This is a genomic window from Burkholderia crassaminum, assembly GCF_964265005.1.
Lineage (GTDB): Bacteria > Pseudomonadota > Gammaproteobacteria > Burkholderiales > Burkholderiaceae > Burkholderia.
Window position 1 is genome coordinate 3,422,221 of record NZ_OZ183799.1, and the last position, 13,972, is coordinate 3,436,192.

A 13,972-nucleotide genomic window follows, 5' to 3' on the forward strand; every position below is an offset into this window, starting at 1 on the left:
ATCGTCGTTAATTCCCGTTTCGCATGATTTTGAACCGACCTGACGCGTGCCCGTGCGGCGGCGCGTCCCCCGCACCCGCCGGCAAAGCGCCGGCGCCCCGCTACGCGGCCTGCTGCGGCCGCTTCATCGACGGCGGCGAAGCCGCGCCGAGCGCACTCGAGTTGATGCGCTCGCGGTACAGCGCGTACGTGCTCGGCGCGACCGACTACCTGCGCGCGACGTGGGCCGCGCGCACCTGCCCGCCCGATCTCGACACCGACCCCGAAGCGCCCGACGCGCCGCGCTGGCTCGGCCTCGCGGTCAAGCGCCATGCGCCGCTCGACGAACGGCACGCGGAGGTCGAATTCGTGGCCCGCTACAAGGTTGGCGGACGCGCTTACCGGCTCCACGAGACGAGCCGTTTCGAGCGCGACGAGCACGGATTCTGGCGCTACGTCGACGGCGAAGTAAGTGAACGTTGACAAATAGTTGCTGTGTCAGACGCCGGGTAATTCCCGCATTGCACAACCCGAATTTGTCGGGCTACGATGACCTCGAATTGGTCATGTTGCATGGCAGGGCTTACGAATGGCGTTCAGCAAGGTATTGGTGGGATGGATGGCGGCATGCGCGCTGTCGGCCGCTCAGGCCGGTACGCTGCCGAACGCAAATTCGGGGACGGGTGCCGGCGTCAGCGGGTCGCTCGCCCACGCCGAACGCTTCGACTACGGCGATTCGAACCTGCCGCAGGTCGCCGCCGACCTCAACGAACAGATCCTCCGCATTCCCGCCGACGCATCGGGCTCCGTCACGCTCGAGGCGACGCTCTTCAAGCCGAACGGCCCCGGCCCGTTCCCGCTCGTCGTCTTCAACCACGGCAAGAACACCGGCGATCTCCATCTGCAGCCGCGCAGCCGGCCGCTCGCGTTCGCGCGCGAATTCGTGCGCCGCGGCTATGCGGTGATCGCGCCGAACCGCCAGGGCTTCGCGGGCTCGGACGGCACGTACCAGCAGGAAGGCTGCAACGTCGGCAAGAACGGCCTCGCGCAGGCGGCCGACGTCGACGCGACGGTGCGCTACATGTCGCGCCAGCCGTATGTCGATGCGTCGCGCATCGTCGTCGCCGGCACGTCGCACGGCGGCCTCGTATCGGTCGCGTACGGCACCGAAGCCGCACCGGGCGTGCGCGGCATCATCAACTTCTCCGGCGGGCTGCGCCAGGACCTCTGCGACGGCTGGCAGAAGAACCTCGTCGACGCGTTCGACCAGTACGGCGCGCACACGGCCGTGCGGTCGCTGTGGCTGTACGGCGACAACGATTCGGTGTGGACGCCCGGGCTCGTCGCGCAGATGCACGACGCGTACGTCTCGCACGGCACGCAGGCCCAGTTCATCGATTTCGGCCGCTACAAGGACGACGCGCACCGGCTGATCGTCGACCGCGATGGCGTGCCCGTGTGGTGGCCGGCCGTCAACGCGTTTCTCGCGCAGTTGAACCTGCCGACCTCGGTGCGCTACGCCGTCGCGAACCCGCACGAGCCGAAGGCGACCGGCTATGCGTCGATCGACGCGGTCAGCGCGGTGCCGTATGTCGACGAAGCCGGCCGTGAAGGCTATCGCCGCTTCCTGAACCAGCATCCGAGCCGCGCGTTCGCGGTGTCGTCGGAAGGCGCGTGGTCGTGGGCCGAAGGCGGCGACGACCCGATGGCGCTCGCGCTCGACAACTGCGCGAAGCAAGGCGCGGGCGCGTGCCGGCTGTATGCGGTCAACGACCGGGTCGTGTGGAACACGAACACGCAGACGGCCGACAACGACGACAGCAACGCACGCGACACCGGTACGCCTGCCCTGGCTTCGCGCTGACGAGCGGCGGCCTTCGCCGCCGTTTTTCGTTTTTCCTCCCCTTTTTCCCATCCCGTCGCGAACGCGCTGCGTGCGGCGTGCGGCGTTCGCGGCGGCTGTCGCCCACGTGGCACGCGACGCATGCCGGTGTGAACGCGCCGGCTCGCCGCGCTCCATCCAGATTCCCTTCGCCGCCTGCTCGTGGTCACGCGTTCCGATCGCACGGGGGCCACATCGTCCCGCGCCGTCCTTTTTCCCTTCGCTCCCCGATATTTTTTGCGCAGTCGCACCGCCCGACCCACGATTTTTTTCGGTTGGGGGGTCTCACTCGAACGTCGTCATCTGCGGTCATTTCCGGACTTCTGAACCGTACCGTCCCGAGCCGCCCCGATCTGCGTCGAACTCCCGTCCGGCAAGGCTTTGCGGCGTTTGTAACCGGTAGTGCAACGGGTCGCGGAACACGCTAATCTCAGCGCGTTTCGTGTCCCGCCGCGCGGCATCCCGTCGATGCCGCGCGGCCGTTTTATCCCCCGGAGCCGCCTTGAGTACGCCAGCCACCGACGACTGGGTCGCGCGCAGCCTGCGCGCGGTCTGGCATCCCTGCACCCAGATGAAGCATCACGAGCGCCTGCCGCTCATCCCCGTCGCGCGTGGCGCGGGCGTGTGGCTGTACGACCGTGACGGCCGCCGCTACTTCGACGCGATCAGCTCTTGGTGGGTCAACCTGTTCGGCCATGCGAACCCGGACATCAACGCGGCGCTGAAGGACCAGCTCGACACGCTCGAGCACGCGATGCTCGCCGGCTGCACGCACGAGCCGGCAATCGAGCTCGCGGAGCGACTGCACGTGCTCACCGCGCGCACGCTCGGCCACGCGTTCTTCGCGTCGGACGGCGCGTCGGCCGTCGAGATCGCACTGAAGATGAGTTTCCACGCGTGGCGCAACCGCGGCCGCCCGAACAAGCAGGAATTCGTCTGCGTAGCGAACAGCTATCACGGCGAGACGATCGGCGCGCTCGGCGTAACCGACGTCGCGCTGTTCAAGGACGCATACGACCCGCTGATCCGCCATGCACACGTCGTCGCGTCACCCGACGCGCGCGGCGCGCAGCCGGGCGAAACGGCCGCCGACGTCGCGGGCCGCGCCCTTGCCGACGTGCGGCGCCTGTTCGTCGAACGCGGCGACCGGATCGCCGCGCTGATCGTCGAGCCGCTCGTGCAGTGCGCGGCCGGCATGGCGATGCACGATCCGTCCTACGTGCGCGGGCTGCGCGCGCTGTGCGACGAATTCGGCGTGCACCTGATCGCCGACGAGATCGCGGTCGGCTGCGGCCGCACCGGCACCTTCTTCGCGTGCGAGCAGGCCGGCGTCTGGCCCGATTTCCTGTGCCTGTCGAAAGGCATCAGCGGCGGCTACCTGCCGCTGTCGCTCGTGCTCACCCGCGACGACGTGTTCACCGCGTTCTACGACGACGACATGACGCGCGGCTTCCTGCACTCGCATTCGTACACGGGCAACCCGCTCGCGTGCCGCGCGGCGGTCGCGACGCTCGACCTCTTCGCGCGCGACGACGTGCTTGCGGCCAACACCCGCAAGTCAGCCACGCTACGTGCCGCGCTTGCGCCGCTCGACGCGCACCCGCAGGTACGCCACCTGCGCGAGCGCGGCACGCTGTTCGCATTCGACGTCGCGCTCGACGGCGACGCGGCGCGCGGCTTCTCGCGACGCTTCTTCGAACGCGCGCTGGAACGCGAGCTGCTGCTGCGCCCGATCGGCACGACCGTGTACCTGATGCCGCCGTACGTGATGACCGACGACGACATCGCGTGGCTCGCGCAACGCACGCGCGACACGCTCGATGTGACACTCGCGGAGATCACACGATGACGAACCCTCTGCTCGACGGGCTGCAACGCGGCCTCGCCGATCTCGACGCTCAAGGGCTGCGCCGCGTGCGCCGCACCGCCGACACCGCGTGCGATGCGCGCATGACCGTCGACGGCCGCGAGATCGTCGGCTTCGCGAGCAACGACTATCTCGGCCTCGCCGCGCATCCGGCGCTCGTCGCCGCGTTCGCCGAAGGCGCGCAGCGCTACGGCTCCGGCAGCGGCGGCTCGCACCTGCTTGGCGGCCATTCGCGTGCGCACGCGACACTCGAGGACGAACTCGCGGGCTTCGCGGGCGGCTTCTCCGACGCGCCGCGCGCGCTGTACTTCAGCACCGGCTACATGGCGAACCTCGCCGCGATGACGGCGCTCACCGCCAAGGGCGCGACGATCTTTTCCGACGCGCTGAACCATGCGTCGCTGATCGACGGCATGCGGCTGTCGCGTGCGAACGTACAGGTCTATCCGCACGCGGACACGGCCGCACTCGCCGCGTTGCTCGAAGCATCGGATGCAGAAACGAAGCTGATCGTCAGCGACACCGTGTTCAGCATGGATGGCGACGTAGCACCGCTCGCCGAACTCGTCGCGCTGGCCGAGCGCCATGGCGCGTGGCTCGTCGTCGACGATGCGCACGGCTTCGGCGTGCTCGGCCCGCAGGGCCGTGGCGCACTCGCGGCCGCCGCGCTGCGTTCGCCGCATCTCGTGTACGTCGGCACGCTCGGCAAGGCCGCCGGCGTCGCGGGCGCGTTCGTGATCGCGCACGAGACCGTGATCGAATGGATGATCCAGCGCGCGCGCAGCTACATCTTCACGACGGCCGCGCCGCCGGCCGTCGCGCACGCGGTATCCGCGAGCCTGAAGGTGATCGCGGGCGACGAAGGCGATGCGCGGCGCGCGCATCTCGCCGCGCTGATCGAACGCACGCGCGCGCTGCTGCGCAACACGCGCTGGCAGCCGGTCGATTCGCACACGGCCGTGCAGCCGCTCGTGATCGGCAGCAACGACGCGACGCTCACGGCAATGCGCGCGCTCGACGCGCACGGCCTGTGGGTGCCCGCGATCCGGCCGCCGACGGTGCCCGTCGGCACGTCGCGGCTACGCGTGTCGCTGTCGGCCGCGCATTCGTTCGACGATCTCGCGCGGCTCGAAGCCGCGCTGATCGAAGCCAGCGAGGGGGCTGCAGCCTCCGTTGACGCGGCCCCGCGGGAGGCCGCAGCATGACCGCCCCGCTCTCGCTTTTCGTCACGGGCACCGACACCGAAATCGGCAAGACCTTCGTGTCGGCCGCGATGCTGCACGGCTTCGCGCGGCACGGCCTGCGTGCAGCCGCGCTCAAGCCCGTCGCGGCCGGCGCGTATGAACGCGACGGCGTGTGGCGCAACGAGGACGCCGACCAGCTCGACGCGGCCGCGAACGTCGTGCTGCCGCCGGAGCTGCGCACGCCGTTCCTGCTGAAGGCACCGGCCGCGCCGCATATCGTCGCCGCGCGGGAGGGCGTGACGCTCGATATCGACACGATCGTCGCGTGTCATCGCGAAGCGCTGACGCGCGCGGATATCGTCGTCGTCGAAGGCGCCGGCGGTTTTCGCGTACCGATGAACGACACGCAGGACCTGGCCGATCTCGCGGTCGCACTCGGCGTGCCGGTCGTGCTCGTGGTCGGCGTGCGGCTCGGCTGCATCAACCATGCGCTGCTGAGCGCCGACGCGATTCGCCAACGCGGCCTCACGCTCGCGGGCTGGGTCGCGAACCACGTCGATCCGGCCATGTCGTTCCCCGACGAGAACATCGCGACGATGCGCGACTGGCTCGCTCGCGAGCACGGCGCGCCGCTGCTCGGCCGCATTCCGCACATGAGCCCGGCCGCCCCCGAATCTGCCGCGGCGATGCTCGACATAGCCGCGCTCGTCGATACGCTGCGCGCCGCGCAGCATTGACCCAACCGAAACAGCTCCCCCGATCCCTCATCCCCGACCAGGACAGGAAAACGATATGACCCAAGCCCAGACCGCCACCGTGCAACCCGACGCGATTCCCGTGGCCGCTCCGGCCTCGCAACGCTGGCGCGTCGCCGACGTCGTCGCGCTGTTCGAGCTGCCGTTCAACGACCTGATCTTCCGCGCGCAGCAGGTCCACCGCGAGCACTTCGACGCGAACGCTGTGCAGCTGTCGACGCTGCTGTCGATCAAGACGGGCGGCTGCGAGGAAGATTGCGGCTACTGCTCGCAGTCGTCGCACCACGACACGGGCCTGAAGGCCGAGAAGCTGATGGACGTCGACGCGGTGCTCGATGCCGCGCGCACGGCGAAGGAGAACGGCGCGAGCCGCTTCTGCATGGGCGCCGCGTGGCGCAACCCGAAGGAGCGCCACATGCCGGCGCTGACCGAGATGGTGCGCGGCGTGAAGGAACTCGGCCTCGAGACCTGCATGACGCTCGGCATGCTGGAAGACGAGCAGGCGCAGGAACTCGCGAATGCGGGCCTCGACTACTACAACCACAACCTCGACACGTCGCCGGAGTTCTACGGCCAGGTGATCTCGACGCGCACCTACCAGGACCGCCTCGACACGCTCGACCGCGTGCGCGACGCCGGTATCAACGTGTGCTGCGGCGGCATCATCGGGATGGGCGAATCGCGCCGCGAACGCGCGGGCCTGATCTCGCAGCTCGCGAACCTGAACCCGTATCCGGATTCGGTGCCGATCAACAACCTCGTCGCGATCGAAGGCACGCCGCTCGAAGGCACCGCGCCGCTCGACCCGTTCGAATTCGTGCGCACGATCGCGGTTGCGCGGATCACGATGCCGAAGGCCGTCGTACGCCTGTCGGCCGGCCGCGAGCAGCTCGACGACGGCCTGCAGGCAATGTGCTTCCTCGCCGGCGCGAACTCGATGTTCTACGGCGACCAGCTGCTGACGACGAGCAACCCGCAATCGCAGAAGGATCGTGCGCTGTTCGAGCGCCTCGGTATCCGCTCGAGCGACGCGGACGCGATGTCGGCGAACGCGTAAGCGGCAGCACCGCCTGCCAACGAAAAAGCCGGGGCATGCCCCGGCTTTTTTTCGTCCGCGCGCGCCACTCAGACCATGCCGCCCAGCGCGCGCGGCTCCATGAACGTGTGCCGGAAGTAGTCGCGCACCGCGTGCATCGCGGGGCTCAGCTCGATGTTCTTGCGCCACGCGAGGCCGACGCTCATCGGCGGCACCGGGTCGCGCAGCACGATCGTCTCGATACGCCGCCCTTCGAGCGACCACGGGCGATACACCATGTCGGACAGGATCGCGACGCCGCTGCCGTTCGCGACCATGCTGCGCACGGCCTCGACCGACGACGTGCGCAGGATCACGTTCGGCCGGTACGGCGTCTCGTTCCAGTAGCGCAGCGCCGTCTGCCCGGCCTCGTCGACCGTCAGCATCACGAACGGCTCGTGTGCGACCTCCGCGAACGTGACGCTCTCGCGCCTGAGCAGCGGATGATGCGCGCCGACCCACAGCCGGCGCACCGAATGGATCACCGGCTCCAGCACGAGCTCGGGATTCGACACGTTCGACGTGAGCAGCACGGCCATGTCGTAGCGGCCCGCGATCAGCCCTTCCTCGATCGACTCGCGGTTCAGTTCATGCAGGTGGATCGTCAGGCGCGGATAGAGCGTATTCAACCGCAGCACGTGATGCGGCAGGAAATAGCCGAGGACCGTGTAGCTCGCGGCGATCGCGAGCGTGCCGGTCAGCGTGCTTTCGAGGTTCGGGATCCGCATCGCCTCGTCGACCGACGACAGGATCGTGTACGCGTGATTCAGGAAGCGCCGCCCCGTGTCGGTGAGCGTCACACCCGACGGCGTGCGCAGAAAGAGCTGCGTGCCGAGGCTGTCCTCCAGCTCCTTGATCGCGCTCGTCACGGCCGACTGCGAAATCGTGAGCTGAATCGCGGCCTGCGAGATCTGGCCGAGCTCGGCGGTCGCGACGAAGTACTTGAGCTGTCTGAGGGTCAGGGCCATGGTCGAGGGAAAACTGATGGGCATGCGATAAACATCATATCAACCATGCGGCGCCCATCAACCGGGCTGCGTGAAAACCCTGCCACCGCTGCTCCGGCGGCCCTTGGCGGTCGCTCTCCGGGATATCGAAAAAATCGATACGCCTGCATATAAAAATAGAACTTTTTTGACGCAACCCACGCGGCTAACCTGCGTTCAACACGGTTTCGGCATGCGCCACGACGCACGCGAACCGGAGAACCTGGAGGAGTACACCGTATGAGGAAGCACAGCGTCGACCTGAACTCCGACATGGGAGAGGGCTTCGGCCCGTGGACGATCGGCGACGGCGTCGACGAGCAGATCATGCCGCTCATCAGCTCGGCGAACATCGCCACCGGTTTTCATGCCGGCGATCCGAACATCATGGCGCGCACGGTGCAGCTCGCGCGCGACGCCGGCGTCGGGATCGGCGCGCATCCGGGCTTTCGCGATCTGGTCGGCTTCGGCCGCCGCACGATCACCGAAACGCCGCAGGCGCTCGTCCACGACATCCTGTACCAGCTCGGCGCGCTGCGCGAGTTCGCGCGCCTGAACGGCGTGAGCCTGCAGCACGTCAAGCCGCACGGCGCGCTCTACATGCATGCGGCAGCCAACGAAGCGTTCTCGCGGCTGCTGATCGAGACGCTGCAGCGCGTCGACCCCGGCCTGTGGCTGTACTGCATGGAGGCGTCGGTCACCTATCGCGTGGCAATGGAGTACGAACAGCCGGTGATCCGCGAGTTCTACGCCGACCGCGACTACGACCGCAGCGGCTCGATCGTGTTCACGCGCCGCGTCGGCCGCCTCGACCCGCAGCAGATCGCCGACAAGGTGCTGCGCGCGTGCATCGACGGCAAGGTGCGCACGATCGACGGCGACGATATCGACATCGATTTCGATTCGGTCTGCATCCACAGCGACACGCCGGGCGCGCTCGACCTCGTCCGCGCGACGCGCCACGCGCTGATTCGCGAAGGCATCCGGACCGCCGGGCCGCGACCGCTCGCCGCCCATCACTGAACCCGATTCAAGGAGACGCCAGATGGCATTGCACGATATCGTCAGCCCGTTGCCGGGCACGTTCTACCGGCGCCCGTCGCCCGATGCGGCCTACTACGTCGCGGTCGATGCGACGGTTGCCGCGGGCGCCGTGGTCGGCCTCGTCGAAGTGATGAAGCAGTTCACCGAGATCGAAGCCGACGCGGCCGGCCGCGTCGTCGAGCTGCTCGTCGAGGACGGCGAACCGGTCGACGCGGGCCAGGTACTGATGCGGATCGAGGGGTGACGCGATGAAGCCGGCAACCTCCCCCGACACGTTCTATCGCCCGTCGCGGATCAAGACCGTGCTGGTCGCGAATCGTGGCGAGATCGCGGTGCGCGTGATCCGCGCGGCGCGCGAACTCGGCATGCGCGCGGTCGCCGTGGTCAGCGACGCCGACCGCGACAGCCTCGCCGCGCGCATGGCCGACGAGGCGATCCACATCGGCTCGTCGCATGCAGCGAAAAGCTATCTGAATCCCGCCGCGATCCTCGACGCCGCGCGGCAATGCGGCGCGGACGCGATCCATCCCGGCTACGGCTTCCTGTCCGAGAATGCCGCGTTCGCCGCGCAGGTCGAGGCGGCCGGGCTGATCTTCGTCGGGCCGGACTCGCAGGTGATCGCGACGATGGGCGACAAGGCGCGCGCCCGTGACACCGCGCGGCGCGCGAACGTGCCGACGGTGCCCGGCAGCGACGGCGTCGTGCAGTCGCTCGACGAGGCCCGTGCAGTCGCCGCGCGCATCGGCTACCCAATCATGATCAAGGCGGCCGCGGGCGGCGGCGGGCGCGGCATCCGCGTCGCGCACGACGCCGCTCAGCTCGACGCCGAGCTGCCGCTCGCGCAGCGCGAGGCGCAGGCCGCATTCGGCGACGGCGGCGTCTATCTCGAACGCTTCATCGCGCGCGCCCGGCACATCGAGGTGCAGGTGCTCGGCGACGGCCGCGACGTCGTCCATCTGTTCGAGCGCGAATGCTCGCTGCAGCGACGCCGGCAGAAGATCCTCGAGGAAGCGCCGTCACCGTCGCTCACGCCGGCGCAGCGCGACGCGCTGTGCACGTCGGCCACGCGCCTCGCGCGCGAAGTCGGCTATCGCAGTGCCGGCACGCTCGAATACCTGTTCGACGACGCGCGCGGCGAGTTCTACTTCATCGAGATGAACACGCGCATCCAGGTCGAGCATCCGGTGACCGAGGCGATCACCGGCATCGACCTCGTGCGCGAGACGCTGCGCATCGCCGACGGCGAGCCGCTGCGGTTCGCGCAGCCGGACATCGCGATGCGCGGCGCGGCGCTCGAATGCCGGATCAACGCGGAAGATCCGCTGCAGGATTTTCGTCCGAATCCCGGCCGGATCGACGAACTGGTGTGGCCGACCGGCCCCGGTGTGCGCGTCGATTCGCTGCTCTATCCGGGTTACGTCGTGCCGCCGTTCTACGATTCGCTGCTCGCGAAGCTGATCGTGCACGACGAGAGCCGCGCGGCCGCGCTGCGGCGCCTGTCTCGCGCGCTCGGCGAACTGCACGTTGGCGGCCTGAAGACCACCGCGCCGCTGCACGCCGCGCTGCTCGCGGACGACGACGTGCGCGCGGGCCGCTATCACACGAATTTTCTCGAAGCATGGATGCCGCAATGGCGCGAGGCCGCGACGGCCGCCGCCCGGCAGCCCGAAACCGCGGACGCCGCGCGCGTCGGGGAGGCCCTGTGACGACCCGTTATACGTTCGGCGGCGACGAGTTCGTGTTCGTCGAGATCAGCGAGGCGATGTCGCTCGACGCCTTCTTCAAGGGCACGGCGATCACGCGCGAGCTGCAGCGGCGCGCGGTGCCGGGCATCACCGAGATCTGCCCGGCGAATGCGTCCTACCAGGTGCGCTACGACCCGGACGTGATCGAGCCCGACGCGCTCGTCGCGCTGCTGAAGACGATCGAGGCCGAGGTCGGCGACGCACCGCTCGAACTCGACACGCGCATCGTCGAGGTGCCGGTGCTCTACAACGACCCGTGGACGCACGAAACCTTGATGCGGTTTCGCGAGCGTCACCAGGACCCGTCGTCGACCGATCTCGAATATGCGGCGCGGATCAACGGCAAGCGCGACATCGACGATTTCATCGCCGCGCACTCGGGTTCGCCGTGGTTCGTGTCGATGGTCGGCTTCGTCGCGGGCCTGCCGTTCATGTACCAGATGGTCGAGCGCGAACGCCAGCTCGAAGTGCCGAAATACCTGCGGCCGCGCACCGACACGCCGAAGCTGACGGTCGGCCACGGCGGCTGCTTCGGCTGCATCTATTCGGTACGCGGCGCGGGCGGCTACCAGATGTTCGGCGTGACGCCGGCGCCGATCTTCGATCCCGCGCAGCGGCTCGACTACCTGCGCGATTTCATGGTGTTCTTCCGGCCCGGCGACATCGTGAAGTTCCAGCCGATCGATCGCGACGCGTATGACGCCGCGGTGACGGCCGTCGAAGCGGGCACGTTCTCGCTGCGCGTGCGCCCCGTGAAATTCTCGCTCGACGCGTTCCTGCGCGATCCCGATGCGGTCAACCGTTCTCTCGTCGAGGTGCTGCATGCCAGCTGACGCGCACAACCTGATCGAGGTCATCAAGCCCGGCCTCGCGACGTCGGTCCAGGATACGGGCCGGCAAGGCTACTACCACGTCGGCATCCCGCCGTCGGGCTCGCTCGACCAGTACGCGTCGCGCGCGGCAAACCTGCTGGTCGGCAATCCCGAACAGGCGGCCGTGCTCGAATGCACGCTGCTCGGCCCGGAGCTGCTGTTCCATGCGGACGCGCTCGTCGCCGTCACGGGCGCCGAGATGACGCCGAAGATCGACGGCATCGGGCAGTGCTGCAACATCGCACTGCGCATCCGTGCGGGCAGCGTGCTGTCGTTCAACTACGTGAAGGGCGGTGCGCGGGCCTACGTGGCCGTCGCGGGCGGCATCGACGTGCCGGTCGTGCTCGGCAGCCGCTCGACCTACGCGCTCGGCGCGATCGGCGGCCACGCGGGCCGGCGCCTGCAGAAGGGCGACCGGCTGCCGATCGGCGCCGCGCGCGGCACGCATCGGGAAGGGCGCGAGCTGCCGGCGGCGGTCGTCCGGCCGCTCGACAGCCAGGTCGAACTACGCGTGCTGACGGGCCTGTACCACTACCGGCTCACCGACGCATCGGCGCACACGTTCTTCGACGACGAATGGACGGTCGCGCCCGAAGCCGATCGCATCGGCTACCGCTACAAGAACGGCCGGGCGCTGCAGTTCCGGCCACGTGAGCAGCCGTTCGGCGCGGGCGCCGATCCGTCGAACATCGTCGACGCGTGCTATCCGATCGGCTCGATCCAGGTGCCGGCCGGGCTCGAGCCGATCATCCTGCATCGCGACGCGGTGTCGGGCGGCGGCTACGCGACGATCGGCACCGTCATCAGCGCCGACATGGACCTGATCGGCCAGATGCAGCCGAACCATCGCGCGCGCTTCGTGCGCGTGACGATGGCCGATGCGCTCGCGGCGCGCCGCGAGTACCAGCGGCGCCTCGCGCTGCTGCGCGCCGTGCTGCAGGACTGAGCGCCGGACGCCCGGCCACCGTGCCGGGCGCCGTTCGCCGCCCTCACCTTTCATCCTTCGCTTTCGTTTCCCGACCGTGCGGCCGCGCGCGGCGCGGCGGGGACGCTTGCGCGCCGTTTCTGCCGGACCGGTTGCCCGCCCGACGTCGGGGCAACCCTGCGGACCGTTAGTACCGCGGCCCAGACGTCGTTCGCTGTTTTGCTCATCGAGGAGCACGCTCATGGCCAACCTGGCTCAGGCCCGCACCGACGAGGATCTCGACCTGTCGACGCTCGCCATTCCCGATCACGCGCGCATGCCGCCCTTTTCGCTGACGATGGCGTGGTGGGCAGTATGCAGCGCGGTGTTCTACATCGTCGTCGGCGCGACGCTCGCGCTCACCTACGGCGCACGCAACGCGCTGATCGGCATGGCGCTGTCGGTCGTGTCGTACGGCGCCGTCAATTCGATCATCAGCCGCTATGCGATCCGCACCGGCCTGTCGGTCGCGCTGTTCTCGCGCGTGCTGTTCGGCAGCGCGGGGGCCGCACTCGCGACGCTGATCTTCTTCGCGACGGCGATCTACTACGCGGTGTTCGAGGGCTCGGTGATCGCGGTCGCCGCGCATCACCAGTTTCCGGCGCTCGACTACAAGTGGGCCGCGCTGATCGTCGTCTGCTACAGCGTGCCGCTCGTGTTCGGCAGCGTGCAGCACTGGCTCGACAAGTTCAACGGCGTGCTGCTGCCGTTCTACCTGCTCGGGCTGCTCGCGGCGGTCGGGCTCGCGACGGCCGAGTACGGCTATCACGCCGCATGGCTCGATTTCGGGCCCGCGGGCGGCGCCCCGGCCGGCGGCTGGTGGCAATGCTTCGTCTACTACATGGGCGTATGGGTGCTGATGATGTTCACGTTCGACTACGCGCGCTTCGGCCGCAAGGAGGACGCCCGCTATCACGGCCGCTTCAACTTCGGGATGCCGTTCTATCTCGTCACGTTCCTCGTCAACGGCGCGGCCGGCATCTATCTCGTCAGCACGATTCCCGAGCTCGGCACGCTGTCGGAAGTGTCGGTCGTGCTCGCGCTGCTGAAGCTGATGGGCGTGTGGGGGCTGCTGTTCGTGTGGGTCACGCAGTCGCGCATCAACACCGCGAACTACTACCTCGCGACCGTCAACATGCAGGCGTTCTTCCAGAAGGTCGCCGGGCTGCGCGCGCCGAAGTTCGTGTGGGCGCTCGTGGTCGGCGCGGTCGTCTATGCGCTGATGATGGCCGACATCTTCTCGCGGATCCTGCAGGCGCTCGCGTACCAGGGCATCTTCGTCGTCGCGTGGGTCGGTGTCGCGCTCGCGCACATCCTGTCGGCGCGCTACGGGCAGCTCGTCGGCGACGATGTCGAATGCCGCGACGCGCATGTGCCGGTGTTCAACCCGGGCGGGCTGACCGCGTGGTTCGCGGGCGCGTTCGCGGGGCTCGCACTGAACCAGGCGACCGGGTTCGCCGCATCGCTGTCGGCGCCGGCGACCTTCGTCGTGTCGTGGGTCGTCTATCGCGCGCTGCTCGGCACCGCGAAGCGGACCTGGTTCGTGCGGAATACGTGACGCTGCCGCGCCCGTGGCGGCGCGGCAGCGGCACGGCACGGCACGGCACGGCACGGCACGGC

The 13,972-nt window shown here is 68.8% G+C and carries 13 protein-coding genes; 12 read left to right on the forward strand and 1 reads right to left on the reverse strand.

Features of this window, described 5'->3' with window-relative positions:
* The first annotated feature begins 23 nt into the window (after positions 1-23).
* The 6 genes from ACPTTF_RS15880 to bioB all read left to right on the forward strand — a co-directional run bounded on the left by ACPTTF_RS15880 (position 24) and on the right by bioB (position 6,723).
* A complete protein-coding gene (locus tag ACPTTF_RS15880) occupies positions 24-461 on the forward strand; it encodes a YchJ family protein (RefSeq protein WP_423371692.1) in 438 nt (145 codons plus the stop codon).
* Positions 462-567: 106 nt separating this feature from the next.
* Positions 568-1,842 (forward strand): dienelactone hydrolase family protein, encoded by a 1,275-nt coding sequence (locus ACPTTF_RS15885; RefSeq protein WP_423371693.1) that lies wholly within the window; start codon positions 568-570, stop codon positions 1,840-1,842.
* A 520-nt stretch (positions 1,843-2,362) separates the two neighbouring features.
* The gene (gene bioA, locus ACPTTF_RS15890) at positions 2,363-3,709 is read left to right on the forward strand and encodes an adenosylmethionine--8-amino-7-oxononanoate transaminase (RefSeq protein WP_423371694.1); all 1,347 of its coding nucleotides are present in this window, start codon (positions 2,363-2,365) and stop codon (positions 3,707-3,709) included.
* Positions 3,706-4,932: an 8-amino-7-oxononanoate synthase gene (gene bioF, locus ACPTTF_RS15895; RefSeq protein ID WP_423371695.1), complete on the forward strand. Its 1,227-nt coding sequence runs from the start codon at positions 3,706-3,708 to the stop codon at positions 4,930-4,932. The genes bioA and bioF overlap by 4 nt, the downstream gene beginning before the upstream one ends.
* A complete protein-coding gene (bioD, locus tag ACPTTF_RS15900) occupies positions 4,929-5,648 on the forward strand; it encodes a dethiobiotin synthase (protein WP_423371696.1) in 720 nt (239 codons plus the stop codon). The genes bioF and bioD overlap by 4 nt, the downstream gene beginning before the upstream one ends.
* 55 nt (positions 5,649-5,703) lie before the next feature.
* Entirely contained in the window at positions 5,704-6,723 is a 1,020-nt protein-coding gene (gene bioB / locus ACPTTF_RS15905) for a biotin synthase BioB (protein ID WP_423371697.1), read from the forward strand.
* Positions 6,724-6,791: 68 nt separating this feature from the next.
* Here bioB and ACPTTF_RS15910 read toward each other — a convergent pair whose 3' ends face one another.
* A complete protein-coding gene (locus ACPTTF_RS15910; RefSeq protein WP_166962756.1) occupies positions 6,792-7,709 on the reverse strand; it encodes a LysR family transcriptional regulator in 918 nt (305 codons plus the stop codon).
* A gap of 258 nt (positions 7,710-7,967) precedes the next feature.
* Between ACPTTF_RS15910 and ACPTTF_RS15915 the strand changes: the two genes are divergently transcribed.
* The 6 genes from ACPTTF_RS15915 to ACPTTF_RS15940 all read left to right on the forward strand — a co-directional run bounded on the left by ACPTTF_RS15915 (position 7,968) and on the right by ACPTTF_RS15940 (position 13,910).
* Entirely contained in the window at positions 7,968-8,750 is a 783-nt protein-coding gene (locus ACPTTF_RS15915; RefSeq protein WP_166962754.1) for a 5-oxoprolinase subunit PxpA, read from the forward strand.
* Between the two features lie 22 nt (positions 8,751-8,772).
* Positions 8,773-9,015 (forward strand): acetyl-CoA carboxylase, encoded by a 243-nt coding sequence (locus ACPTTF_RS15920; protein ID WP_129513097.1) that lies wholly within the window; start codon positions 8,773-8,775, stop codon positions 9,013-9,015.
* 4 nt (positions 9,016-9,019) lie between these two features.
* Positions 9,020-10,477 carry an acetyl-CoA carboxylase biotin carboxylase subunit gene (locus tag ACPTTF_RS15925; RefSeq protein WP_423371698.1) on the forward strand — a complete coding sequence of 486 codons (1,458 nt, stop codon included), beginning with the start codon at positions 9,020-9,022 and terminating at the stop codon, positions 10,475-10,477.
* On the forward strand, positions 10,474-11,349 hold the full coding sequence (locus ACPTTF_RS15930; protein ID WP_423371699.1) for a 5-oxoprolinase subunit B family protein: 876 nt from the start codon (positions 10,474-10,476) through the stop codon (positions 11,347-11,349). Before ACPTTF_RS15925 ends, ACPTTF_RS15930 begins: the two co-directional genes overlap by 4 nt.
* On the forward strand, positions 11,339-12,334 hold the full coding sequence (locus tag ACPTTF_RS15935; RefSeq protein ID WP_423371700.1) for a biotin-dependent carboxyltransferase family protein: 996 nt from the start codon (positions 11,339-11,341) through the stop codon (positions 12,332-12,334). The genes ACPTTF_RS15930 and ACPTTF_RS15935 overlap by 11 nt, the downstream gene beginning before the upstream one ends.
* Before the next feature lie 220 nt (positions 12,335-12,554).
* The gene (locus ACPTTF_RS15940; protein ID WP_423371701.1) at positions 12,555-13,910 is read left to right on the forward strand and encodes a purine-cytosine permease family protein; all 1,356 of its coding nucleotides are present in this window, start codon (positions 12,555-12,557) and stop codon (positions 13,908-13,910) included.
* The last annotated feature ends 62 nt before the right edge of the window (positions 13,911-13,972 follow it).